This is a genomic window from Thalassospira sp. UBA4513, from assembly GCF_002388495.1.
In the GTDB taxonomy this organism is placed as follows: Bacteria; Pseudomonadota; Alphaproteobacteria; order Rhodospirillales; family Thalassospiraceae; genus Thalassospira; species Thalassospira tepidiphila.
On sequence record NZ_DGMR01000003.1, the window covers coordinates 64386 to 89571 of the forward strand.

Below are 25186 nucleotides of genomic sequence, written 5' to 3' on the forward strand. Positions count from 1 at the left end.
CATAGTTGAGGCCTCCCTTGAATTGGGTTTTCGGCGCTTATCTAGCACCGTTGAAAAAATATTGAACGCGTTCATTTTTTGAGTCAATGTTAATTTTGAACCCGTTCAGTTTTTCCGGAGTGACGATGTCAGGACTGCGCGCCCAAAAGAAAGCCGATAAAAACCGCCGTATTCTGGAGGCGGCGACGACCCTGTTCCGCAAAGTCGGATATGACAGTGCGCGCATCGAAGACATCGCCGACATGGCCGGTGTGTCTGTCGGGACGTTCTATAACTACTTCAAAAACAAGGGCGATATGCTGATGGCCACGGTCTCGATGGAGGTCGAGGAAGTGCTGACAGCAGGGGATGCCATCATCGCGCGCGAGCATGAAGATGTCGCCACGGCCTTGTTTGAATTGATCGGGAAATATTACGACCACTCCCTGACATATCTGTCCAAGGAGATGTGGCGCACGGCGATGTCACTCTCGATTGCGCAACCCGAAACACCGTTTTCCCAACGCTATACAGCGCTTGATCATCGCCTGTCCAAACAGGTTTGCGATCTGATTCGCGCCTTGCAGGATCGCGGTGTCGTGCGCAAGGATGTCGATTGCGATGCCACAGGCGAGCTTGTCTTTAACAACGTCAACATGATGTTCATCGAGTTTGTCAAAGACGAGGAAATGGACGTCGATGGCCTGAAGGCCAGCGTGGCACGGCAGAATGCCCCGCTGGCATTGCTGATGTCTGGTGAAGCTGCCTGAAGCTTACCAGTCTGGTTCAGAAAACAACGTCCTGATCACACCGATCATTCGTTTAACAAGACGCTTTTAGACCCATGTTAAGTTCGACTTGAGGTGCTCGCTGTCACAGACAACCCATTGATTCCATGATATCAAAGACAAAATGCTGTTGATTGCGTCGGCGGGTGATCGCATCGACAGTCAGGCAAAAATAGTGGAACGGGCAGAGTATGCAGGAGACCGGTCAGAGCGCGGATGACGCGTTTGACATGTTTTCGGATCGGGACAGCGCAGACGGTATCGGTGAGCTCAGGCTTGCCGATGGTGAAATGTTTGAATTGCCCGGTGTGACAGGGCGTCTGGAACGGATCGATTTCGATAACGGCATCTGTTTGCACCGTGCGGAATTGAATGTCCGCGAGGATTCCAGATTTGATGTTCAAAACGCTTTGCCGCCGGGCTGGCTTGCCGGATCTGTCAATATTCTGGGCGACCTTGATTTTGATTGCCCGGATGGCAGCAAACACACCATGTCGCCCGAGATTGGATTGATGATGCGCGTCGACCGGCCCGGGACGCGCTATTTTCTGCCCGGTGGACAAGTGATCCGCCATGCCGGGGTTACCATCGGGCTTGATGCGCTGCGTGCCAAGTTTGGCGATGATCTGCCAGCAGCACTTGATCCCTATCTGTCCGATGATCAAAGCGTGATTGAAGTCGGGGCGCTTGGGCTTAACAACAAGATCAGAAGCATCGTCAGTGCGATGTTCTCCGCCCAAGCGACCGGTGTTGGACGCAAGTTCAAGCTTGAAGGTTTATCAACCCTGTTTCTGGCCGAGATGATTGATGCCTATTGCGTGCTGCATCACGATGGCGAAAAGACGCCGGAACCAAGCGTTCTTGAAAAGACGGTGATCGAAGACACGATGGCCAAAATCACTGGCGATCTGGCGGCCGCGGTTTCGGTTGCCCAGTTGGCAGATGCGGGCGGCATGACCGAAAGCCGCCTTAACAGCCTGTTCAAGCACGAGACGGGCAAAAGCTGTGCGGACTTTATCCGCTCCAGGCGGATGGAGCGGGCCCGGGAATTGCTGGCATCGCGTGATTTCACCGTCAAGCAGGTCGCAGCAGCGGTTGGCTTTAACCATGTCAGCAACTTTTCGCGGTCCTATCGCGACTGGTATGGCGAAAGTCCGGCTCAGGCACTCAAGCGCAATGGCACATAAGCTATGCGGGGTTTGTGCCCTTGCCCAAATCGTTTGGACGCCCTAGGTTAACGCAAACGTCAACTTGTGTTGCAGGGCAAAAATGAAGTTTCAGGGTACGGAAAATTACGTCGCGACCGAAGATCTGATGGTGGCGGTCAATGCCGCGATCACGTTGCAGCGACCGCTTCTGGTCAAGGGTGAGCCGGGCACCGGCAAGACGGTGTTGGCCGAAGAAATCGCCAAGTCGCTTGGCAAGAAACTGATCACCTGGTCGATCAAATCGACAACGCGCGCCCAGCAGGGCCTTTATGAATATGATGCGGTTTCGCGCCTGCGCGACAGTCAGTTGGGCGACGAGCGTGTCCACGACATCGGCAATTACATCGTCAAGGGCAAGCTCTGGGAGGCGTTTGAGGCAGATGGCGACGCGCCCGTCCTTCTGATTGACGAGATCGACAAGGCCGATATCGAGTTTCCCAATGACCTGCTTCAGGAACTCGACCGCATGGAGTTCTTCGTTTACGAGACCCAGCAGATGGTCAAGGCTACCAACCGCCCGATTGTGATCATCACCTCAAACAATGAAAAGGAACTGCCAGACGCGTTCCTGCGGCGTTGTTTCTTCCATTACATCCGCTTCCCCGATGCAGACACCATGGCCGAAATCATCGAGGTGCATTACCCCGGCATCCAGAAACGTCTGGTCGCCGAGGCATTGAACCTTTTCTATGACATGCGCGAGGTTTCAGGCTTGAAGAAAAAGCCGTCAACCTCCGAACTTCTGGATTGGTTGAAGCTTTTGATGGCCGAAGACCTGCCGCCCGAGGCGCTTCGGGCCAAGGACGCCAAAACCGCCGTGCCGCCGATGCACGGGGCGCTTTTGAAAAACGAGCAGGACGTGCATCTGTTTGAACGCCTAGCCTTCATGGCACGGCGTGAAGGGCGTTAATCCCGATGTTCACCGGCTTTTTCTATAAGCTGAAAGATGCGCGCGTTCCGGTCAGTCTGCGCGAATACCTGACATTGCTTGAGGCGGTGGACAAGGGCTTGGCGGGCTATTCGGTGGAGGATTTCTATTATCTAGCGCGGTCCGCGCTGGTGAAGGATGAACGCCATCTTGATAAGTTTGATCGCGTGTTTTCCGAGCACTTCAAAGGTGTGATTGACCTTGCCGAGGGCATGGACGAGGTCGAGAAAACAGAAATCCCCGAAGAGTGGCTGAAAAAGCTAGCCGAGAAATTCCTGACAGAGGAAGAAAAGGCCGAGATCGAGGCGCTTGGCGGATGGGAAAAACTGATGGAGACGCTAAAACAGCGTCTGGAAGAACAAAAGGGCCGTCATCAGGGCGGCAATAAATGGATCGGTACGGCCGGGACATCGCCGTTTGGCGCTTATGGCTATAACCCCGAAGGGGTGCGGATCGGGCAGGATAAATCCCGTCATCGCCGGGCGGTCAAGGTCTGGGACAAGCGCGAATTCAAGAACCTTGATGACAGTGTCGAAATCGGCACGCGCAACATCAAGGTTGCGCTGCGTCGTTTGCGTAAATGGGCGCGGACAGGGGCGGCAGACGAGCTTGATCTGCCGGGCACGATTACCTCAACTGCGCGCCAAGGCTGGCTTGATGTTCAGATGCGCCCGGAACGCCACAACGCGGTCAAGGTTTTGATGCTGTTTGATGTTGGTGGATCAATGGATGATCACATCAAGGTCTGTGAAGAACTGTTTTCGGCGGTGAAAACCGAATTCAAGCATCTTGAATATTACTACTTCCACAATTGCCCCTATGAAGGGCTTTGGAAAGATAATGCGCGGCGCTGGAACGAACAGGTATCGACGTGGGATGTGATCAATACCTATGGCGCGGATTACAAGCTGGTGATTGTCGGCGATGCAACCATGAGCCCCTATGAAATCACCTATCCGGGCGGGGCGGTGGAATACTGGAATGCCGAGGCGGGGGCTGTGTGGATGCAGCGATTGCTCGATCATTTTGAACATGCCGCATGGATCAATCCGCAACCGGAAAACTGGTGGCGTCACCATCAATCGATCCAGATCATGCACAAGCTGATGGAAGGTCGGATGTTTCCGCTGACCCTTGACGGGCTTGATCGCATGACCGGGGAACTTAACCGCTAGGCCCGCGTTCTTTGGTGTAACAGTTTCATGAAGATTGCACCCAAGACGCGGTGACGCGTTTTTGTGCTGCCAATCCGCGCCTATAGTCCTTGATCACAAAAGGACACTGGATAAGGATACCCGGGATGCTGATACGCAAAATGATCAAGTCGACCTTGCTGGCGATTGGCGGGCTTGCCGCAGCCACATTGATGCCTGTTACAGGTGCGATCAATTCGGCCGATGCGCAGGCACTTGATCAGGAAATGGTGGTGATTGCCCATCGCGGGGCATCGGGATATTTGCCTGAACATACCCTGCCAGCCAAGGCATTGGCCTATGGCATGGGGGCGGATTTCATCGAACAGGATGTTGTTCTGTCCAAGGACGGCGTTCCGGTCGTCCTGCACGATATCCACATTGATACCACCACCGACGTTACGGAAAAATTCCCGGATCGTAAACGCGAAGATGGACGGTATTACGCGATTGATTTCACCCTTGCCGAACTTAAAACACTTAATGTCACCGAACGGTTCAAGGCCGATACCGGCAAACAGGTCTATGCGGATCGCTTTCCGGCTGAGTTTGCCATCTTCAAGATCCCGACCCTTGAAGAAGAAATTAAACTGATCCGTGGACTGAACCACTCCACCGGGCGCAATGTTGGTATCTATCCGGAAATCAAGGATCCGGCGTTTCATCGTGCTGAAGGCCAGGACATTGCCAAAACCGTGATCGCGGTAATGGAGAAGTGGGGGTATAACAATCCTGACTCAAATGCCTTTGTGCAATGCTTTGACTGGTCTGAAACCAAGCGTATCCGCCAAGAGCTTAACTATCAGGGCAAGCTGGTGCAGCTTATCGGTGAAAACCGCTGGGGCGCGCCAGAGGGAACCGATTACGATTATCTGAAATCTGACGACGGCATCACCGAGATGGCCAGTGTTGTTGATGGTATCGGGCCGTGGTTGCCGCAAGTTATTGAAGGGCTGAGCGAAAACGGCACGGCGATCATGACACCAACCCTGATTGCCGCCCAGCGCGCGCAATTGAAGGTTCATCCCTATACCCTGCGCGCCGATCAGTTGCCGAAATGGGCGGGGGATATGCAGATCGCGCTGAAGGCGATTTTTGATGATGCCGGAATTGATGGCATTTTCACCGATTTCCCCGATCAGGTCGTGCAGTATCTGGCCCGGAATCCCGATGCTTAATCCCGATGCTTAGTCCTGATGCCTGATCGGGTTCGCATCCGATAATGAACAGACTGTTTCCAAGCTGGCCGTTATCAGGGGTGCATTCTTAAGTCACTATGCAAGCCGACGAAATTCAACCAAGGAGGATGACGTGGCGAAAGTACTGGTACTTTATTATTCGATGTATGGTCATATCGAAACCATGGCCAACGCCGTTGCAGAAGGCGCACGCGGTGTTTCCGGGACACATGTTGATGTCAAACGTGTTCCTGAAACCATGCCCGAAGACGTCGCAAAGGGCGCGGGTGCCAAGCTTGATCAGGCGGCCCCGGTTGCCGAGGTTTCCGATCTTCCGGAATATGACGCGATCATCTTTGGTGTGCCGACCCGCTTTGGCAACATGCCAGGCCAGATGCGCACCTTCCTTGACCAGACCGGTGGTCTTTGGGCCGAAGGCAAATTGATCGGCAAGATCGGTTCTGTCTTCACCTCGACCGGCACCCAACATGGTGGCCATGAAACCACCATCACCTCGACCCATACCACCTTGCTTCACCAGGGTATGGTGATTGTCGGTGTGCCTTACAGCTGTGCTGGCCTGACCAATATGGACGAAATCACCGGTGGTTCGCCTTATGGTGCCGGTACGCTTGCGGGTGCCGATGGTTCGCGTACACCCTCCCAGAACGAGCTTGATATCGCCAAATTCCAGGGCAAGCACGTGGCAGAACTTGCCGCCAAACTTGCAGGCTGATTTTCAAGTCGTCTGATCTGATCAAGGCAGTGCAGGGTTCCTGCGCTGCCTTTTTTGTTGCGATTTGATAAACAAACAGGTGCCTGATTGGGCCTTGTTTGGCGACAGTTTTGTGCGACCATGCGGGGTATGAAATGTTGTCTGGCAAGAATGCCGACAGGCAGAGGAGTTTTGAAATGTCTGAGTCTGTGAAAAATGCACGCGGTGTTGAACGTGTCTTGCGCGCGATGGATACATCCGATGGTGCGGGCGTGTCGCTGCGACGGTCCATTGGGACGCCGCAGCTTGATATGCTTGACCCGTTCCTGATGCTTGATTCACTTTCGACCGATAACCCGGACGAATATATCGCAGGCTTCCCGGAACATCCCCATCGCGGCTTTGAAACCGTGACCTATATGGTCGAAGGGGCGATGCGCCATCAGGACAGCATGGGCAACGAGGGCATTTTACGTTCGGGCGGTGGACAGTGGATGACCGCTGGTAGCGGGATTGTGCATTCCGAAACGCCAGAGCAGGAAAACGGTCTTTTGCAGGGTTTCCAGCTTTGGATCAACCTGCCGGCCAAGGACAAGATGATCGATCCGCGCTACCAGAATATGGAGCCCGATGAACTGCCGGAAATTTCCCCGGTGGATGGGGCGCAGTTGCGCCTCCTGGCCGGATCGATGCATGGCGCAACCGGCCCGATCAACGGGATTTCGACCGACCCGGTCTTTGTTGATGCCAAACTTGATGCCGGTGCGGAAATCACCGTCCCGCTGCCCGAAGGGCACACAGCGGTGGTGTATGTCTTTATCGGCGATGCGGTTGTTGGCGGCAAAGATGTCCCGACCCATCATCTGGCGATCTTGAAAGACGGTGATGGTGTGACCCTTATAGGCGGTGCCGAGGGTGGCCGGATGCTGGTGATTGCCGCACGTCCGATCCACGAACAGGTGGTGCGCTATGGCCCGTTTGTCATGAGCAGCAAACAGGAACTGATGCAGGCGTTTGACGATTACCAGCGTGGCAATTTTGTCCGCAAGGCTGCGTCCTGACGCCAGAGACCTGACACAATATGATCTGGACGATCTGTCAAAACGCCCTGAGCCACATGAATGGTCAGGGCGTTTTTCATTTCATTTCGTGATGAATGTGAAGCGAATGAAACCTAGTCCTTGGCGCGTTTAACGTCGGTACCGGAACTGGTATTCGTGATCCAGGGACGGCCATCTGACAACACATCGACCAAGTTGGCAGTTACGTTGTTAACCTTGTCAAACGAACCGTTTGTCGCATTCCATTTTTTCAAAGCGTATGCACTGTTTTCGAATACGGTGACATAGACACTGCCATCCGTCCCGGCACCTATGTCTTCGACGGTTACACTTTGACCCAACGGACGGTTTTCAAACCTTGTGCCGGTGTATTGCTGAACAATGTTATTGTTGTCCGCGATCCACAAATCACCTGCACGGCCAATAGCCACCTTGCGCACGTCATCATTGCTGAACTTGGCAAAGGCATTGGTTCCGGGTTTAAGGTGATAAAGCTTGCCGCTGATGACGGCATAAACCTTGCCATCCGGACCAATCGATATATTTTGAATGTTGCCCGACGTTACCGAATAGGTCCGCTGGATCGTGCCCGTTGATGACAGCTTATAGATCGAGTTCGAACTGTTTCCGTTTGTCCAGATGCTGCCATCAGTCGCAACATCAAACTTCTCGACATTCTGGTTAAAGGACAGAGAGATTTGTTCGAGCTTCTTGGTCTTGGTGTTGAACTTCTGGAACTGGTTTGCTCCCTGATTTAAGGGTGCGCCATACAGGTAGAAACCATCATCTTGTCCGACGGCGATTTCATCAATCGTGTTGAGGTCCGCGGTGAATGTTTCAAAAGTTATGTTCTTTGAAAACTTAAAGGCGCTTGGGGATGCAACATCCACAACAGCCGCGGTATCACCACTGCCGGTGGTATCTCCGACGGTTGAGGCCGCAACAAGACGGTCATTCTGTTCGTCACGCTCAAAGAACTTTGATGCAAGCACAACAGTGTCAGTTGTAACAACCCAGGGAAAGCCATTGGGGCCGACCGCGACGCTTTCCGGGCTATGACCCGGCGTTTGAACGACTTCAAAGGTTTTGCCATCCGCACCCAAACGCATCAGGAATTGATTGGCGGAAACGACATAAACGCTGCCATCCGGACCGATCGAGATGCTTTTGGCCTTTTGCGATAAAACCTCGCACGGTGATTGTTCGCACCGCTGCACCAGGTTGTCAGACCGAATTGTCCATGGGGTTCCGTCCGGGGCGACTGCAACCAAGATGCCCTGACCGGGAATGCGATCAAACCGTGTCATGGCCTCATTAATCTTGGATAGGCTTCCGCTGGCATCGGCAATGACAACCGATCCATCCCCGCCAATCGCAATGTCTGAGCCGGTTGCACCCGGTATTTGCTTCCACAGTTTTCCGGTATGACGGAATACCCGGCCCAAGGTGGAAATGCCCCAAGGGTCGCCATTTGCATCAACGGCCAAACGCACCAGTGTTCCCGGAAAATCTTCAAAGCTTTTGCGGCTGTTGGACCAGCGGAAAACACTTCCGGCCGCGTTCAAAGCAAACACACTTCCATCCCGACCGATTGCCAGAGCCGTGGCACTTTCGCGGGTGTTGGTAAAGGTAATGTCCTCGGTCGTCGTTACGGTCGTCGGATCAAGACCGGGATCGTCTCCGGTTGACGGGGCCACGGTTCGGCTGGTGCCTTGCGTACTTGCATCTGTACTTGGTGTCACGGGTGACGCGGAGGCGCCAGTTGCTACCGCGACTGGTGCCGTTGATGGTGCTGCTTGTGCTGCGGGAGGTGCAACAGCTGCTGCTGGGGGCAGAGGCGGGGCTGTGACATCCGGGGCAATTGCCGCAGGCGCACTATCAACAGGGGCGACGGCATCGGGCGCGCGAATTTCCGGTGCACGGCCTTCTTCGGTTTTGATTTTTTCTGGTGCAACTAGCAATGTCGTTGCCATGATGCCACCACCGGCGACAACCGCCCACGGTCCACCATCGGGTGTGGCGGCGGTGGCTGTCGCACCAGTGACACCGGCGACAATACGCCAACTGCGCCCTGTTTCATTCCAGGTCCTGATTTGACCTTCGGCATCGACAATTACAACCGTACCGTTACCGGCAATGGCAATGTCGAGGGCACGACCGGGCATGGTGGTCCAGGTCTTACCGTCATAGGACCGAATGCCACCATCACGCGCCACCGCCCATGGATTTCCCGTCCTGTCGAGTGCTATGCGATACGCACTGCCGTCGATTGGCCGCCATTCACTGCGCAAGGGGTACCATTTTTTGATTTCGCCACTGACTTTGGCAATGAAGACATTGCCCTGCGTATCGGCCGCAACATCGGCAACGTCGGTGTCCTTGTTTTCCCACCAGAGCCCGTTATAGCGATAGACCACGCCGTCGGCGCTGATTGCCCAGGGGCGATTTCCCTCGGCTGCGGAAATGCGAACAAAATTGCCCGACATTTTGCGCCAACGCTGTTCTATCGCGTCCCAGCGCCACGGTGTGCCATCCGGGGCAACGGCATAGGCCTGCCCGTCACTGTTGATCGAGATGTCAACAGCCGTGCCGGGCAAACGGGTCCAGTTTGATGATGGGGCGCTGTCTTGCGCATGTGCGCGGGTGATCGGATGAACTGTCGTAAAGGCAACACAGTACAAAACCAGACAGAACCGCATGATGAGCGGTGTCATTGGACGACTTCGCATCGCAGTCTCCGAATACAAAAAGCTATAGACCAAGCAACCGGTCACGCACCATCGCGATATGTTGCTGGCCATTTTCGTCGTTCTGCCAAGACTGAATTTTCACATCTCCATTCCTGAACTCTTCGAAGAATTCGCGCCCCTGAAGCTTTTCAATGACTTCGCTGAAGGTTGCGCGCGGCGTAAACCAATCCTTGTGACGGTTTTCCAAGCGTTCAATGTCTCGTTCAAGATCCGACATTTCTTCGATCATGACGTCACGGTCTTCCTGAGCCCGACGGGCATAAAGCGGACGGCGTGGGGTCATCAGGATCAATACAGATCGTTCGAACTGGCGTTCAATGCGCTGTGAGAACAACAAATTGACAATCGGTATATCCATCAAACCCGGTACGCCATCGGCTGATTTGGATGTTTCGCGTTCGCTGAGGCCACCCAAAACAAGCGTCTCGCCAAACTTCATGGTGACCGTCGAATTGACATTGGTTTTGGTGGTATCGAGACGAAATTCAAACACAACCGAATTGGACGGGTCGGTCAGGAAGGTACGTTCTGCAACCACGTGCAAGCGGATCATGTCGTCTGGCAGTATTTCCGGCGTGACAGCCAGTTTGACGCCAACCTCTTTTTGTACCGAAACGCTGTCGCCATTGCCGCCGGAAACGGCAGCAGCCAAAATTTCAGTACCCGAAAAGAATTCCGACGTCTGCCCGGTCTGGGCCACCAAGCTCGGTTTGGCCAGGACCTGATTGTCGGCATCGGCGGAGTTGGCAATATTGAGCGAGTACGTCACCGCAGGAATACTGATTGCGCGGGTAATTGTTTGCGTACTTTGTTCAAGCCCGGTGTTCAGATAATCCTTGGTCCGTGTGGACTCATAGCCAAATCCGGACGTTCCGCTGAGCGGATCCCCAAACTGCAACTGCAATCCGTTCAACAGGTTGATGCCGCGCGAATTACGGACATCTTCCTGTGTGCCGATCAGGACCACATCCACGACCACCATGCCGGTATCTGCAAAGCCCTGTTGTGCAGGGTTTGCCGCACCATATGGATCCTGCTGCTGAGCGGCATAGGGATCCGGGGCTGCGGCTGCGCCGTAAGGATTGCTGGAACCGTAAGGATCTTGGGCGCCGTATGGATTTGCCGAGCCATAAGGATCACTGCTGCCATAGGGATCATTTCCATATTGCGCCAGCATGACCTTGGCGTCGCTGTCATAAAACGACTGCCACCCTTGGACACGGCGTTCGAGATATTCGATGTTTTCCGGTCCCAGAACCGCCTTGCGATAGGCTGCCAAAAATGCCGACGCGCCTGTACGGTCATCCATTGCTGCCAAAGACAATGCCGCAGCTTTGAGCACTTCGGGCTGTTGTTTGGCCTCGGGTGCCACATCCATCAAACGTTTTAACGCGGCTTCCGCCGTTAGGGGATCACGCGCGTAGTATGACGCCGAAGCCAGACTATACAGTACCGCCGGGTCGTCGCCGCGATGAAGGGCGACCGCGGCAAAATAGGCCTGCGCAAGGCCATAGCGCCGTTGGTCCATATACAAAAGGCCCAACTGGTAACTGGCCGACAGGTTGCCCGGATCGAATTTAAGCGCCTGTTTGTAGCCTTGCTCTGCCAGATCAAACTTGCTGGCGTCGCCCTGCACCCCCATCAGGTGGTAGGTCAAGCCATTGAGAAACTGCAAATCCGGATTGGTAACATCAAGCTTCAAGGCCAGATTGATCAAGCGTGATGCTTCATCCATTTCCTGGGCTTCGAGGGCCAGATTACTTGCGTTCACCAGTTCCGAAACAGCATCCGCCTCGACCCCGGAATTAACAACAAACTGATTGTCCGTTTTGGTTGGTGTGTTGTTCAAAGACAGTGTTTGGCACCCTGCCAAAGTTACCAAGGCATAAACCGCAACCGTGCTGCGAAGAGACGTCATAAACAACCGCATCAAATACCTATTCCTGATGTTCCTTGTGCACGCTAGGTGCATAAATTCGGCGTGCGGGCGGGTTGGGGCCCCGATGAGCCCCAACCCGTGACGGGCTACTGCATTTGATAGATTTTATTGTTTTTGGTCAGCCGCCATACCTGACCATCGCCAGCACCAATCGCACTAGAGTCCGGCTCGTCTGCAATCGGATCCCAGTCTTGCTTGGCGCCATTAAACAGGTAGGTTTTGCCGTCCGTGCCAATGATCAACGCCGCACCCGGGATATCGACCGCGATATCAACGGCCGCGCCCGGAAGCTTTTGCCACTTCTTGTTGTTGTCATGGACAAAGATATCGCCATTTTTGTTTACGACCCACGGTCGACCATTCTGATCAATGTCGATACGTTTTGCCGTTCCCGGAAGTTTTTGCCAGCGGTTCCCATTCCGGACATGGATGGTGTTGTCAACGGCGGTAATCCAAACCCCGTTGGCACTGGCGCCAATATCTTGTGCCGCCGGGCCGGGGATTTGCCGCCATTTTGTTCCTGATTGGGCAAATATCAGGCCCGCATCATTGACGACCCATGCGTCTTTATCTGAAACAGCGATACGGACTGCCGCACCGGCCATTTTGATCCATCTTTTTGCTGTCTTGGCGCGCTTGAAGATTTCATAGCCACCGCCAGCTTTGCTTACACCGATGACATAGGTGGTTCCATCCGTGCCGATCGCAACATCGGTGGCGTCTCCCGGGATCAAGTCCCAATTCGTTGCACGACCAGCAGCGCCGACTGTACCGGTCGATTCAATCTGGCTTAACGTGATCGTGTCATTTCTAGTGTTATTTTGGCCGCCATCAATGACAGTATCGATTTCGAAGTTGCCGACAACAACATTGCCGTTGTCCAACGTCACGCTGTGATCGCCGGCACCCGTTGCCTTCTCAGCCGGCATCAATTGTGCCCAGGTCTGTGTGTTCGGCTTGATGGTCTCCTGGGTCATGAGCCCCCAGTTCATCAACACCTCGGTCCGCCCGTTATCAGTCAGTAGAAGGCGGGATAAGTTTACGGGCTTTTTTGAGTTCGCGAGGGCGTCAGTGATGATGGACTCTTGTTTGATCTGATCCAGAGCGATATCGGTTCCGATGCTGGCTACAATCGAGCTTGCGGACAAAATAATCATTGTCGGCGCCATAAAGGCCATAGAGGTGGTGCCAATACTAGTCGTCGTTACCGTTATTCTCATTGTTTCTTTCATCCCCTGCACCAAGTGGGGAAAAATTGCTTGGCCAACCGTTCCCACCGCTTTGGCGACGGACGTTGATACAAGCGTTGCGCTCCCAAGCCCTACATATGCGACGACAACCGCAGCGCCCGGCGCAAGCAACATGATATCGCCTACCTGGTCTTCCATTTGTGGCGGACGAACACCAATATCATTGGGATTCAAGCCGGTTGACCTGCCCGGACGCGCTACCTTCAAGCCGCGTTCCCAGCTTTGCCAGACGCCTTGCATTTCTTTCGCGACCAAAAGCCGGGACTGCTGAACGTATACAGCCAAATAATTCAATAAATCGCGTTCAGCTTTGGTCTTTGCCCCTCTTTTGATCACGTTGAAAACATGCATATAAACGGCCGCCTTCAGGATCGCCGATTCCTCGGGTTCCGTCAGGATCAGGTTCCAAGCTTCGGTTTTTAGCTCGTCTGCTTTGGCTTTATTGAGTCCGGCAGCTGCGATGTAATTGCTGATGCTTTCATCGATAAGCGTACGGTCCTTAATTACCTCGGCAACGATCTCATGGGCGCCAGGCAGACCGAACAACCCATTGGGTGTACGTCTTGCGGGTTCCCAACGCATGGTAAGGTATTCACAAGCCTGACTGGTCTTAACGCCATAAACCGACCGGACCGAATTCACCGGGCATGACCAGCATGTCCCGCCGTCGATGAAGTCGAAATATTCGCCAGCTTTACAGGTCAGCGCAGTTATTTTTTCTGCAGCCACCAGGCTTTCATTGCGGAAACAGGCATTGTGCGCGCTGACCGCAGCCGCCGTACGGCGATATCCGTCAGGACAGGTATAACAACTGCCATTCAGATCCGGGAACGAACCTTCTGGGCAAACCCGATCAATGAATTCTGCCCGACGTGCCGATTCAAAGATTTTACCGCAAGCATCCCATTCATTCACGGCTGACAAGGTGCGGTCAAATCCGGCTGGGCATGACCAACATTCACCGCCATTACGAAGATCTTTGAACGAGCCAGAAGGGCAGGATTTGTGTGCGCCGACGCGGGTTGCGCGTTTATATTCTGCTGAAATCTGCTTTGAACATGCCTTTTGCGTGTCCACCGCAAAACCGGTTCGGTTGTAACCGCTTGGACATGAGAAACAGGACCAGGTGCCGATGTCGAAGAAGGACCCCCGTGGGCATTCACCAACCGCCTTGCCTGTTTTGGTTGCCGATGCAAAGCCGCAAGCCCCCAAAAGGGTGTTTGTGCGCAAATCCATTGCGCCACAAATGGCATGGCCACCTTCTGTGAAGGCAGCTTGCGTCTGCTGCGCCTTTACCTCTGAAGTGCTTGCCAGAATACTGATGAACCCTGCAATCAGGACGATCAACGCCCGCCAGAGTATGTAGCCAGACTTAATACGGCTTCCCATCGATCTTTCCTCAACCAAACAACGCTTGTTATGTAAATTTTCCGCCCACCTGCCATTCAGCAGGCAGGTTCACTGCGCACATCCCACGAGGTGTGCCGCGTGGACTGCGTTGGGGATGAGAAGAAGTATAAAAATCGTAACCGCTTGCCTTGCAGCCGATCAATCAGCGACACACCAAGTCTCTTTAGAGCAAGGCCAACGCTTTGATTGTCGTTGGGTGGACAGTCCTGACCAATTTCAGGACTGTCCTGTTATCAGAGTGTTCCCCCACTCTCCATCATGTCTGAAAACAAAGGCATGACGGCCCATTCCCCGCACGGAGAATTGAGCAGCGACGACGATAAGGATACATGTAATTGGATGGTGTGGTACGTTTGCTGCGCTTACTGGATACTGAGGGCGCTTTTCGGATACCGGAGGCGAATATCAGCCGTGTTTGCGGATTGTCTCAGATGGAAGTTCGCCGAATTCCCGATGATAGTCCTGCGCAAATCGGCCCATATGGGTGAAGCCCCATTGCCTTGCGATTTCAGAGACCGTTTTTCCGTATGGTTCCGCCATCAAAATGGCCCGGACGCGTTTCAAACGCACAACACGTAAATAAGCCATCGGCGTGATGCCAAAGGCGTCCATGAAACCTTTTTGCAGCCCGCGATAGCCGCATCCGGCCGCAGCCGAAATATCGGCAAGTCCCAGTTTCTTGTAGGCATGGGCGTGAATGTAATCACGTGCACGTTTAATGTAATAGGGCACAACTTCGGTGACGGTGCGGCCATTCACAATGTCCTGATAACTGTTGGGCAACAGGCTCAGACATTGTGCGACCAGGATGTCTTTCATCTGGGTCGTGACGATCGGGTTATGCAATTCACGCAAAGGCCCGTCGAGCTCCTCGGCGACATAGTGGACTGTATTGCAGAAAACGTTCCAGCCTGGTGTGGTGGGATCAATCACAGGGTCGAACCGCAATCCATTTAATTCAACATCTTCGCCAACCACCGAACGTGTGTAGTTTTTGAGTTTGTCTTTCGATAAACGAAGGACAAAGGCGCTAAAGTTATCTTCTGTGGCGCTGACCGGTGCGGCCAAATCGCGCATGAACCCGGCATTGGGGAAGAATTCCAGTTCTTGCCCGCAATGCTGCGCAACACCCGCACCAGACGTGACAATATATAACAGCAGGCCATCGTCATCCTCTTCGGAGGATTCGACCGTCAGTCTTGAATTTCCGAATGCGACATGCATCAGACTGATGTCATCACACTCCACGGCGGCGACGCGGGCGTTAAACTCTGCGTTGTGCCCTTTGACATCCAGATCGTGTCGTGACGCAAGGTTTTTGATCGACTCCCGGACCTCATCAAGGTCGCCCGAAGATAGTATCGTGTGATTTTGCAGATAGGTCATTGCCGTCCCCCCGACGTGCATACCCGGAAAATTGTCCATTCGGCGGATCATGGAGCCCTGTGGGCGTCTGTTCCCGGCAAATGAAGACAAACAGATGATACGCGCTCGTCGTAGGATAATCTATTGCTGATTGAGATATCGGGGGCAGTGGGCCTTGGCGATCGTTCGGGAAAAAAATCAGCAAGTAAAAAAATCCCCCGCCAAAATATGGGCGGGGGAATTCCGGGTTCGCAGTTTTGACTTTTATCCAGCCAGCCTGTTCAGGTCATTGCGTGGCCAGATCCGGTACATCATCTTCAAGTACCCAGCCATCATTCGTGCGACAGGCTGATTTGATTTGGCTGCTGGTGCGGTTGCGTGCGGTGAGTTCCTGGCGATAGGTCCTGCACCAGATGCCTTTGTCCGTCTGCACGGTTTTGAGCGGGGTCACCGCGATATCAAGCGCACCGATGGATGCTGTCTTCGCATCGCCGGAATTATTGGTTTCAAGCGACTGCTGAACTGTTTTTGCCAAAAGGTCCTGTGCGGATTTTGCAATTTTTGCCGGGGCAGGGCCATATGTCACCAGTTCTTCGCTGTGATCTTCGCCGGAATTCCATGAACGGTCACGTTTGACATAAAAGCCGATCTCCGGCGCGTACCACCATTTGGTCGTCTGCATCCACCACTGTTTGTAATAGCGTGAACACTCGATAACATAGGTGTCAAACGTACCTGCGGGCACCTCGACCGTTTCAGTTGCGGGTACCGTGCAGGTCAGCCACTGGTCATATTCGTTTACTTTCCCGGTGACGGGATCGGTATTGGATGACCGGGTTGAAATACGAACGTGGTCGCCATATTCCAACGGCCAGATATCTTCCGAGCCAGCCTTGAGCGTCGTAGAACCGGATCGTTTCTGATCCTCTTCATCGGTGTAGGACCAGTCAAGGATCGGGCCGGTGAAATCGCGGGTCATTTCGAAAAGATAGTCACCGCCACCATTCCAGACGATCCGATCCCCCTTGATATCGGCGACATAAATGGCGCGTCCACCGTCATAGACAAAGGCATCGCCAATGCCAAATTCAGGCAAGGATGCGGGCGGAAGGGCCGGGCCGGTATTCTCGGTCTTTTCGGCATATTCGCCCAGACCGTCATTGAGGCTGTTTAATGAATCTTCGAAACTTTCAAGCGTTTGGCACGCTCCGAGCAATGAAAGGCTTAAAACGCAAGAAAGCGCCAAAAACGGGCGCTGGTAGTTCGGCAAATTCATTGTTCTGATCCTGCTTATTCATTTTGTCAGGTCGTTAACGTCCTGGTTCTTATTGCTTGGTTGTTACGGTTGAAAAAACACCGACAGCGACGAGGAGCCCCTCATCGCTGTCGATTTACTCAAAGCTTTTGTTTGGGCAGTGTGTCGTCAGAGCTGCCAAGGTCTGGCAGGTCGACGCCCGGGATCAGTCGGTAAACTGTTTCCCACTGGCCATCCTCTGTGCGGCAAGCCCGACCAAAGAACCCGTCGGGGCCACTTTCAACGCGGTCTGTCGGGAACGTGACGTGATATTCCCGGCAGAAACGCGTCCCCTGACGGAAGGTTCTGAGCGGTTCGATCTTGATGGTGCCGCCACTGTTTTCCGTTGCCCCCAGCGAGACCTGGCGAATATCGCCGCTCAGCGTTTCTTCCAGCGTCTTGCTGATTTGTTCATCAAGCAAAGGGTTGTTGACGGGCGAATAGGAAAACATTTGTGCATCGTTAGATACCAGGGTGCCAACAGCCGCATCACGGGTGTTTTCGTTAAACCAGTTGCCGCCAACAAACGCCAGCAGGACCGCGGCCGCCGCACCAATACCGGTCCAGATCGGCGTATTGTTGTTTGCAACGGTGCGCGGGCGCGCATCGACGTCGCTTTTGCTAACGAAGTGTTTTGCCGGTGTCTTTTTCTGATCAAGGATATCTTCGATGTCCTGAGACAGCTGGGGATAAACCCGATCTGCCAGAAGGCGTTCAGACTGATTGCGCAGAACGACCGTTTGTCCCGCCATGATATTGAACTGGCGGGTCATGGCCGGGCATTTGGCAATTCTGTCTTCCAGCTCGCGACATTCTGTCGGGGCCAGTTCGCCATCAATATAGGCGGACAGCAAAACGTAGTCGCGGTCTTCAAGTTGTTTGCTCATGACGAACCTCTGTAAATGCTGTCTTGGTCTCTTGTCTCGCCGTCATCATCATGCAGGGTTGCAAGTGTTCTTCTGGCTCTGGCGACGCGGCTCATGACCGTGCCGTCAGGAACGCCCAGAATGTCGCCGGCTTCGCGATAGCTGTATCCTTCGATCAGGACCAGTGTCAGGGCGGCGCGCTGTTCCTCGGCAAGGGACGCAAGTGCTGCCTGCAAAAACATTCTGTCGGTGCCACCGTGATTTATGCCTGGAACGGCACTGTCACGTGCATCTTCAAACGAAACCACATTTCCCTGGCGTTGATCGCGGCGCTTTTCGTCAATCCAGCTTGTCTGGATGATGCGGTAAAGCCAGCTATCAAGCCGTGTGCCTTGCTCGAACTGTTCGATCCGTTCAACCGCCTTTGCATATGCCGTTTGCACCAAATCCTCTGCCGCGACAGCATCGCGCGTCAGCGATCGCGCAAACCGCAATGCGCGCGGCAGAAGATCTGCAAGCTCTTGTCTTAAAGCAGTGTCCAAACTAGACGTCCCATTCATGATCGCAGGCGCAATTTTTCAGTCTTGTTGAACATATAACGACGGGGCCTTCGTGTTTCTTCCCTCGGCCGCGAAAAAAATATTGTGAAAAATAATTTCGACAGCCGGGAAGAAAATTCGAACCCCGTGCGTTGTCCTCCCAAATGAACGCGAAATTCACTGCAAGGAAGTGGAGCTGACAATGTTGACCAATAAGAAGAAAAGTCTGCGCAGCAGGATTACGACAGCGGGCATTCTCGGGTTTGGCGCCTTTGCGTTGGTGGTGACCCCCCTCTCGCTTGACCTTTCACAGTTTGACGTCGCAGGCAAAAGTGCCTTTGCGCAAGGTCAAGGTAATGGCGGCGGCAACGGCGGCGGTAATGGCAACGGCGGCGGTAATGGCGGCGGCAACGGTGGTGGTAACGGCGGTGGTAACGGCGGCGGCAACGGTGGTGGCAATGGCGGCCCCGGTGGCGGTAACGGAAATGATGGCCCTGGCGGCGGTAACGGTGGCGGCAATGGCGGCGGAAATGGCCGCAGCGGCCCGGACGGCCCGGGGAACAGTGGTAACGCCGGTGGTGGCAATGGCGGCGGCAAAGGTAATGGTGCCGAAGCACAAGGCAAAGGTGCAGCTGCGCGTTCCAATGCCAAGGGTCTGGGTATGCAGGCCGGGGGCGTTGGACGTGGTGCATCCTCTGCAAGAGAAGGTGTCACTGGTGAAAAAGGCATGCCGCCGGGTATTGCAAATGCACCGGGGCTTGCTGGGGCTTTGCCGCCGGGGATCCAGCGGGTGTTTGGCGCGCCGACCGGTCCGGATGTCGATCCGGATGTCGAACGCGACATTATTACCAAGGGCTGGAAAGAGCTGACCGGGCCTGGCGCAGGTGATGACAGTGATACGCCAGATGATGGCGAGCCGGATACCGGTGATACCGGGGATACGGGTGATACAGGCGACACAGGTGACACCGGTGACACTGGAGATACTGGAGATACGGGTGACACCACAGGTGAGACAGGTGACGCCGGAGATACAGGTGACACGGGTGGTGACACCGGTGACGGAGCAGATAGTGGTGACACCGCCGATACTGGTGACACTGCTGCTTAAGACATCCCAGTTCAAAGCAGCTGATCCTGCTTTGACCGCCGCGGCCTGAGCCTGGGCCGTAGCAACTTGCAGCCCCGCCTGGCTCCCCGCCGGCGGGGTTCTTTTTGTTCGAATTTCAGTATTGATAAAAGAAAACCCCTGCCGATTTTCCGACAGGGGTTTTCCTGATTGGCAAACTGCCGCTTGATCAGATGGATCAGGCCATTGCAGCTTTCAGACCTTCGTCCAGTTTGTCGAGGAACTGGTTGGTGGTCAGCCATTTCTGGTTCGGGCCGATCAGCAGTGCCAGATCCTTGGTCATGAAGCCGGCTTCGACAGTGTCGACGCAGACTTTCTCAAGGGTTTCAGCAAACTTGACGACTTCCGGGGTATCGTCGAATTCACCACGGTACTTAAGACCCTGGGACCAAGCAAAGATCGACGCAATCGGGTTGGTCGAGGTTTCTTTGCCCTGCTGGTGCTGACGATAGTGACGGGTCACGGTGCCGTGGGCGGCTTCTGCTTCGACGGTCTGCCCATCCGGGGTCATCAGAACAGAGGTCATCAGACCGAGCGAGCCAAAGCCCTGTGCAACGGTGTCGGACTGAACGTCGCCGTCATAGTTCTTACAAGCCCAAACGAAACCACCGTTCCATTTCATCGCACATGCAACCATGTCGTCGATCAGGCGGTGTTCGTAGGTGATGCCAGCTGCTTCGAACTTGTCTTTGAATTCTTCCTGGAAGACTTCTTCGAACAGGTCCTTGAAGCGGCCGTCATAGGCTTTCATGATGGTGTTCTTGGTCGACAGGTAAACCGGCCAACCGAGCGACAGACCATAGTTCATGCAAGCACGTGCAAAGCCCTTGATGCTGTCATCAAGGTTGTACATCGACATGGCAACGCCCGAAGACGGGAAGTCGAAGACTTCGTGTTCAATGGGCTCGCCGCCGTCTGCCGGCTGGAATTTGATGGTCAGTTTACCTGCGCCCGGAACCTTGAAGTCGGTCGCACGGTACTGGTCACCAAATGCGTGACGGCCGATAACGATCGGCTGGGTCCAACCCGGAACCAGACGCGGAACGTTCGAGCAGATGATCGGCTGACGGAAAACGGTACCGCCAATGATGTTACGGATGGTGCCGTTCGGCGACTTCCACATCTTTTTCAGGCCGAATTCTTCAACGCGCTGCTCATCGGGGGTGATGGTCGCGCATTTAACACCAACGCGGTGTTCCTTGATGGCATTTGCTGCATCAATGGTGATCTGGTCGTCGGTCTCGTCACGTTTCTGAACCGAAAGATCGTAGTATTTCAGGTCAATGTCGAGATACGGCAGGATCAGTTTGTTTTTGATGAAGTCCCAGATGATCCGGGTCATCTCATCGCCATCAAGCTCGACGACTGGATTCTTAACTTTAATCTTGCTCATAGAATACTCCCTTGCTGGCCGCGGCCGACATGCAGCGCGGCTGCCATTCAAGATGGTTAAATCTCTGTCTTCCGGCGCGCGAGGGAGCGCCCTGGCCGCGTCGGGAGCCCGCAACATACAGGAAGCCACCAGAAAATCAAAGAGGGCTGGAATACAACAATGTGATGAGGGCTGCAAAACCCGGAAATCCGGGCATTTCGATCAGGTGAATTGGCGATTTTTGTTGCCAAAAAGATCAATAATCCTGATCGTTTAGGCGAATTTGACGACAAGTTCGAAAAAACTGTCTATCGGCCTCGCAGAGTTGATTTTTCTGATCCTGATCAATGACCAGTTGATCCGTTAGCCGATATTGTGACCGTATTGCCGGTGGATGGGGGAGACTCCGATTTCCGGGGCGCCATCAAAGGGGAACTGTCATGAACTTGGCAAGTGAAAACATCATTGTCCTGATCATCTGCGTTGTCGGCTTTTGCCTGCTTGGTTTCGGCTTTACCAATCGTGATCGCAACTGGGGTGTTGCGATGATGTGGGTTGGCGTTCTGACCATGCTGGGACCGATTGCCTGGCGGCTGTTGACGCTGTTTGCGTAACAGGCTTTGCCTGGGTGTGCCAAACGGGGCAGGGGATGTTATTCGCCAAGTCGCAGCATGGATTGCGGGCCTCAACGGCTAACTCAGGAAGTCATTTTTTCCGGATCTAGCCCGTGGCCACGCAGGAACATATCGACCGCTGCAATCACATGGCTGCGCAGATCTTTTTCCTGCGGTTCCCAATCGATATAGGACATTTGCCGGATATCGTAGTCCGCCTTGATCAGGCTGGAAAAGAACACCGCAGCTTGCCACGGGTTGCCTTTGGGAAAGTTGCCCTCGTCCATCTGACGTTCGAAATAAGACGCAATGTATCGACGCCCCGTCATCAGTCCGCTTTCATAAAAGACCTTTCCCAGTTTCGGGAAGCGGGGCACTTCGGCCAGAAACAGGCGCATATACCGGATGGTGTCGGGCATGGTCAGAAGCGTCATCAGCGTTTCGCCGTAATGGATCAGGGCCGCGCGGAGCGGCAAGTCCGACATTTCAAGGTCGCTCATGACGGATGTGATTCGCCCGGTGCAATCGCGAATGACGGCTTCGAACACGCCATCCTTATTCCCGAACAGCTCATAGATCGTTCGGCGTGATCCGCCGGCCTCGGCCGTGATCATTTCAAGCGTCGTGCCTGCAAGTCCATGTTCGCAAAACAATTCCCGCGCCGTTGCGATGATAGCTTCGCGGCGTTTTACGGTTCTGGGATCAATCTTCTTGGTGTCTTGCACAGGGGATTCCGATTCCGGACTTGACGTTTGGTACTGAGTAGTACCATAAATAGACAAATGGTACTGATCAATACCAAAAGGAAAAATCAGGCAATGAGTGTGAAAAAGATCATTCTGCCCCTGATCGCAGCGGCGATTATTGGTGGCGGTGGATATTACGGGTTCTATTGGGTGACCGAAGGTCAGTACCATGAAAGTACCGACAATGCGTATCTTCAGGCCGATGAGGTCGCGGTATCGCCCAAGGTGTCCGGCTATGTCGGGGATTTGCGGGTGGCCGAAAACCAGCCGGTGCGCAAAGGTGATTTGCTTCTGACCATCCGGGATGAGGACTTCCGCCTTGAACTGGCCAAGGCCGAGGCGGCCCTTGAGGCACGCCGGTCGGCTGTCGGCACCATGGAACAACAGATTACCCTTCAGGAAGCTGCAATCAATCAGGCCGCGGCCAATGTTGATATCGCGCGGGTCGAACTGGAACGCACCAGCGATGATTTCAAGCGCTATGACGATCTGGTCAAAAAGGGTGCGGCCAGCCGCCAGAAATTCGATTACGCCAAGGCCGATCGTCAAACCGCGCAGGCGGAGGTGGCGGCTGCCAACGCGACATTAGCCGTCGAAAAGGGTCGTCTTGGTGTTCTGCGCGCCCAGAAGATCGAGGCGGAGCGGGCTGTAAAACAGGCCGAAGCCGCACGTGATCTGGCGCAACAGGCGCTTGATGATACCAGGATTTTTGCGCCGTTTGATGGCGTGGTTGGGAACCGGTCGGTTCAGACCGGTGCATTGGTCCAGCCGGGTGAACAGCTTTTGGTGCTGGTGCCTTTGCCGGGTACCTATATCGTGGCCAATTTCAAGGAAACCCAGATCAGCCACATGGCACCGGGGCAGAAGGTTGCGGTTGAAGTTGATGCCTTCCCGGATGCCGAGATTGTTGGCCATATTGCAAGTTTTGCCCCGGCAACCGGTGCGCAATTCAGTCTGCTGCCCCCGGAAAATGCCACCGGAAACTTCACCAAAATTACCCAGCGTGTACCGGTTCGGATCGAACTTGATGACAGCAAATGGGCCAAGGCATTGCGACCGGGGCTTTCGGTGGTGGTCAATGTTGATACCCGCAATGCCAGTGGCGAAGAAGAAATCGCCGGTGTTGGTCTTGCGCAAGGGATCGTCCCGACGGCGGAACTTTCGGAGCTTAACTGATGGCAGCCGTCAGCCCGACAACAGCGCCGCAATCCGAAACGCGCCCGATGGAAACCGCCCAGTTTGTTGGCTGGGTGGCGATGGTTGTCGGCATGTTTCTGGCGATCCTTGATATTCAGATTGTCGCCAGTTCGCTTGAAAACATTCAGGCGGGATTATCGGCAAGCCCCGATGAGATCGGCTGGGTTCAGACCAGTTATCTGATTGCCGAGGTGGTCATGATCCCGCTTTCGGGCTTCCTTTCGCGCCTGATGTCAACGCGTTGGCTGTTCGTGATTTCTGCAATTGGCTTTACCGTGATGTCGGTGGCGTCCGCCTTTGCCTGGTCGATTGAAAGCATGATCTGGTTTCGCGCCATGCAGGGCTTTTTGGGCGGGGCGATGATCCCGACCGTGTTTGCCACGACCTATATCATTTTCCCGCCTGACAAACGCAATGCCGCCTCGGTGATGACCGGGTTGATTGCGACCATGGCACCGACCATCGGTCCGACCCTTGGCGGGTTTTTGACGCAATCACTGTCCTGGCACTGGTTGTTTTTGATCAACGTTATTCCGGGATTGATGATTGCCGCCGTTGTTGCCATGACGCTGCGTGTTGATCGCGGGGATATCGGCCTGCTTAAGGGATTTGATCTGCGCGGGCTTTTGTCGATGGCGGTGTTTTTGGGCAGCCTTGAATATGTCCTTGATGAAGGGCCCAAGGATGACTGGTTTGATGAAACTGCAATCGTTTACGGCACGATCACATGCGCCATTGCCGGGATCTATTTCTTCTGGCGGATGTTTACCTATGACAAGCCGATTGTGGATCTGAAATCCTTTGCCGATCGCAACTTCACCATGGGCTGCGTGTTCAGCTTTACGCTGGGTGTCGGGCTTTATGGCAGTGTTTATCTGATGCCGCTGATGCTGGGACGCGTGCGCGGTTATGACAGTCTTGAAATCGGGATTGTTATGGCCGTCACCGGTATTACTCAGTTTCTGTCCGCCCCGATTGCCGGGAAGATGACGGCGAAATATCCGCCGCGCGTGGTGCTGGGCATCGGGCTTGCGTTGTTTGCCACCGGTCTTGCCATGCATGGTTTTAACACCAGCGAAGTTTCGTTTAACGAGCTGATTTGGCCGCAGGTTGTGCGTGGTGCAGCACTGATGTTTTGCATGTTGCCGGTGACCAATCTGGCGCTGGGCACCTTGCCACCCGAAAAGATCAAAAATGCCAGCGGGCTTTATAACCTGATGCGGAACCTTGGCGGGGCGATTGGCATGGCGGCGATCAATACGCTGCTTGATAAGCGGATCGATTATCATTTCTCGATCCTGTCTGATCACATCAATCCGGCCAGCACGGCGTTCAAGGATTATCTTGCCACACTTACCGCACGGTTTAGCGAGATGGGCCTTGCCGATCCGCATGCCGCAGCAATGAAATTCATCGTCAATATCGTCAACCGTGAAGCCTCAATCATATCGTTCAACGATGTCTATCTGGCGATGGCGGCAGCCTTCCTGATTGCCTTCCTTTTACTGCCACTTGCCAAGCCGCCGCGTGCTGAGCCAGGCGTGGATACCGCGCATTAAAGGTTATTGAACAGGCGCGCCAAGGACACAAGAACAAGGTCGCACACAGTTCCCCCCGACCCCGGCAAGCATATGCTTGCGTGCGACCTTACCGGCCCCTGCATCC

Annotated in this window: 20 protein-coding genes; 11 read left to right on the forward strand and 9 right to left on the reverse strand. The window is 54.3% G+C overall.

The genetic code is table 11. The annotated features are described in order from the left end of the window. Nucleotides 1–125: 125 nt before the first annotated feature. From B2T33_RS01115 to B2T33_RS01145, 7 genes are all read left to right on the forward strand, one after another. A complete protein-coding gene (locus tag B2T33_RS01115; protein ID WP_286790936.1) occupies nt 126–749 on the forward strand; it encodes a TetR/AcrR family transcriptional regulator in 624 nt (207 codons plus the stop codon). Between the two features lie 209 nt (nt 750–958). Continuing rightward, nucleotides 959–1954 carry a helix-turn-helix transcriptional regulator gene (locus tag B2T33_RS01120; RefSeq protein ID WP_286790937.1) on the forward strand — a complete coding sequence of 332 codons (996 nt, stop codon included), beginning with the start codon at nt 959–961 and terminating at the stop codon, nt 1952–1954. Nucleotides 1955–2036: 82 nt separating this feature from the next. Further along, nucleotides 2037–2885, forward strand: a complete 849-nt coding sequence (locus B2T33_RS01125; RefSeq protein WP_286790938.1) for an AAA family ATPase — start codon at nt 2037–2039, stop codon at nt 2883–2885. Nucleotides 2886–2890: 5 nt separating this feature from the next. Continuing rightward, nucleotides 2891–4078, forward strand: coding sequence for a vWA domain-containing protein (locus B2T33_RS01130; protein WP_286790939.1), 1188 nt, complete (start codon nt 2891–2893; stop codon nt 4076–4078). Between the two features lie 125 nt (nt 4079–4203). Beyond that, entirely contained in the window at nt 4204–5274 is a 1071-nt protein-coding gene (gene glpQ / locus B2T33_RS01135) for a glycerophosphodiester phosphodiesterase (RefSeq protein WP_286790940.1), read from the forward strand. 133 nt (nt 5275–5407) lie between these two features. Beyond that, nucleotides 5408–6010 carry an NAD(P)H:quinone oxidoreductase gene (gene wrbA / locus B2T33_RS01140; protein ID WP_064782315.1) on the forward strand — a complete coding sequence of 201 codons (603 nt, stop codon included), beginning with the start codon at nt 5408–5410 and terminating at the stop codon, nt 6008–6010. 176 nt (nt 6011–6186) lie between these two features. Further along, entirely contained in the window at nt 6187–7050 is an 864-nt protein-coding gene (locus B2T33_RS01145) for a pirin family protein (RefSeq protein ID WP_286790941.1), read from the forward strand. Nucleotides 7051–7163: 113 nt separating this feature from the next. Here the strand turns inward: B2T33_RS01145 and B2T33_RS01150 are convergent, their stop codons facing one another. The 7 genes from B2T33_RS01150 to B2T33_RS01180 all read right to left on the reverse strand — a co-directional run bounded on the left by B2T33_RS01150 (nt 7164) and on the right by B2T33_RS01180 (nt 18484). Further along, nucleotides 7164–9764 (reverse strand): tectonin domain-containing protein, encoded by a 2601-nt coding sequence (locus tag B2T33_RS01150; protein WP_286790942.1) that lies wholly within the window; start codon nt 9762–9764, stop codon nt 7164–7166. A gap of 37 nt (nt 9765–9801) precedes the next feature. Further along, nucleotides 9802–11718: a hypothetical protein gene (locus B2T33_RS01155; RefSeq protein WP_286790943.1), complete on the reverse strand. Its 1917-nt coding sequence runs from the start codon at nt 11716–11718 to the stop codon at nt 9802–9804. 107 nt (nt 11719–11825) lie between these two features. Next, nucleotides 11826–14378, reverse strand: coding sequence for a tectonin domain-containing protein (locus tag B2T33_RS01160; protein ID WP_197146916.1), 2553 nt, complete (start codon nt 14376–14378; stop codon nt 11826–11828). A 426-nt stretch (nt 14379–14804) separates the two neighbouring features. Continuing rightward, entirely contained in the window at nt 14805–15785 is a 981-nt protein-coding gene (locus tag B2T33_RS01165) for a helix-turn-helix transcriptional regulator (protein WP_286790944.1), read from the reverse strand. 265 nt (nt 15786–16050) lie between these two features. Continuing rightward, a complete protein-coding gene (locus B2T33_RS01170; protein ID WP_286790945.1) occupies nt 16051–17040 on the reverse strand; it encodes a hypothetical protein in 990 nt (329 codons plus the stop codon). A 119-nt stretch (nt 17041–17159) separates the two neighbouring features. Beyond that, the gene (locus B2T33_RS01175; protein ID WP_197146919.1) at nt 17160–17945 is read right to left on the reverse strand and encodes a zf-HC2 domain-containing protein; all 786 of its coding nucleotides are present in this window, start codon (nt 17943–17945) and stop codon (nt 17160–17162) included. Continuing rightward, nucleotides 17942–18484 (reverse strand): sigma-70 family RNA polymerase sigma factor, encoded by a 543-nt coding sequence (locus tag B2T33_RS01180; protein ID WP_197146920.1) that lies wholly within the window; start codon nt 18482–18484, stop codon nt 17942–17944. Before B2T33_RS01180 ends, B2T33_RS01175 begins: the two co-directional genes overlap by 4 nt. Nucleotides 18485–18665: 181 nt before the next feature. Between B2T33_RS01180 and B2T33_RS01185 the strand changes: the two genes are divergently transcribed. Next, complete coding sequence (locus B2T33_RS01185; protein WP_286790946.1) at nt 18666–19574, forward strand: hypothetical protein; 909 nt, start codon at nt 18666–18668, stop codon at nt 19572–19574. Between the two features lie 196 nt (nt 19575–19770). Here B2T33_RS01185 and B2T33_RS01190 read toward each other — a convergent pair whose 3' ends face one another. Next, nucleotides 19771–20985 carry an NADP-dependent isocitrate dehydrogenase gene (locus B2T33_RS01190; RefSeq protein WP_063087614.1) on the reverse strand — a complete coding sequence of 405 codons (1215 nt, stop codon included), beginning with the start codon at nt 20983–20985 and terminating at the stop codon, nt 19771–19773. A 419-nt stretch (nt 20986–21404) separates the two neighbouring features. Between B2T33_RS01190 and B2T33_RS01195 the strand changes: the two genes are divergently transcribed. Continuing rightward, complete coding sequence (locus B2T33_RS01195; protein WP_167351223.1) at nt 21405–21578, forward strand: hypothetical protein; 174 nt, start codon at nt 21405–21407, stop codon at nt 21576–21578. Nucleotides 21579–21661: 83 nt separating this feature from the next. On the opposite strand, the gene B2T33_RS01200 is transcribed toward B2T33_RS01195, so the two are convergent. Further along, complete coding sequence (locus B2T33_RS01200) at nt 21662–22303, reverse strand: TetR/AcrR family transcriptional regulator (protein ID WP_197146922.1); 642 nt, start codon at nt 22301–22303, stop codon at nt 21662–21664. Nucleotides 22304–22396: 93 nt separating this feature from the next. On the opposite strand from B2T33_RS01200, the gene B2T33_RS01205 reads away from it, so the two are divergent. Further along, a complete protein-coding gene (locus B2T33_RS01205; protein ID WP_286790947.1) occupies nt 22397–23500 on the forward strand; it encodes an HlyD family secretion protein in 1104 nt (367 codons plus the stop codon). Continuing rightward, a complete protein-coding gene (locus B2T33_RS01210) occupies nt 23500–25080 on the forward strand; it encodes a DHA2 family efflux MFS transporter permease subunit (protein ID WP_286790948.1) in 1581 nt (526 codons plus the stop codon). The genes B2T33_RS01205 and B2T33_RS01210 overlap by 1 nt, the downstream gene beginning before the upstream one ends. Nucleotides 25081–25186 lie beyond the last annotated feature (106 nt).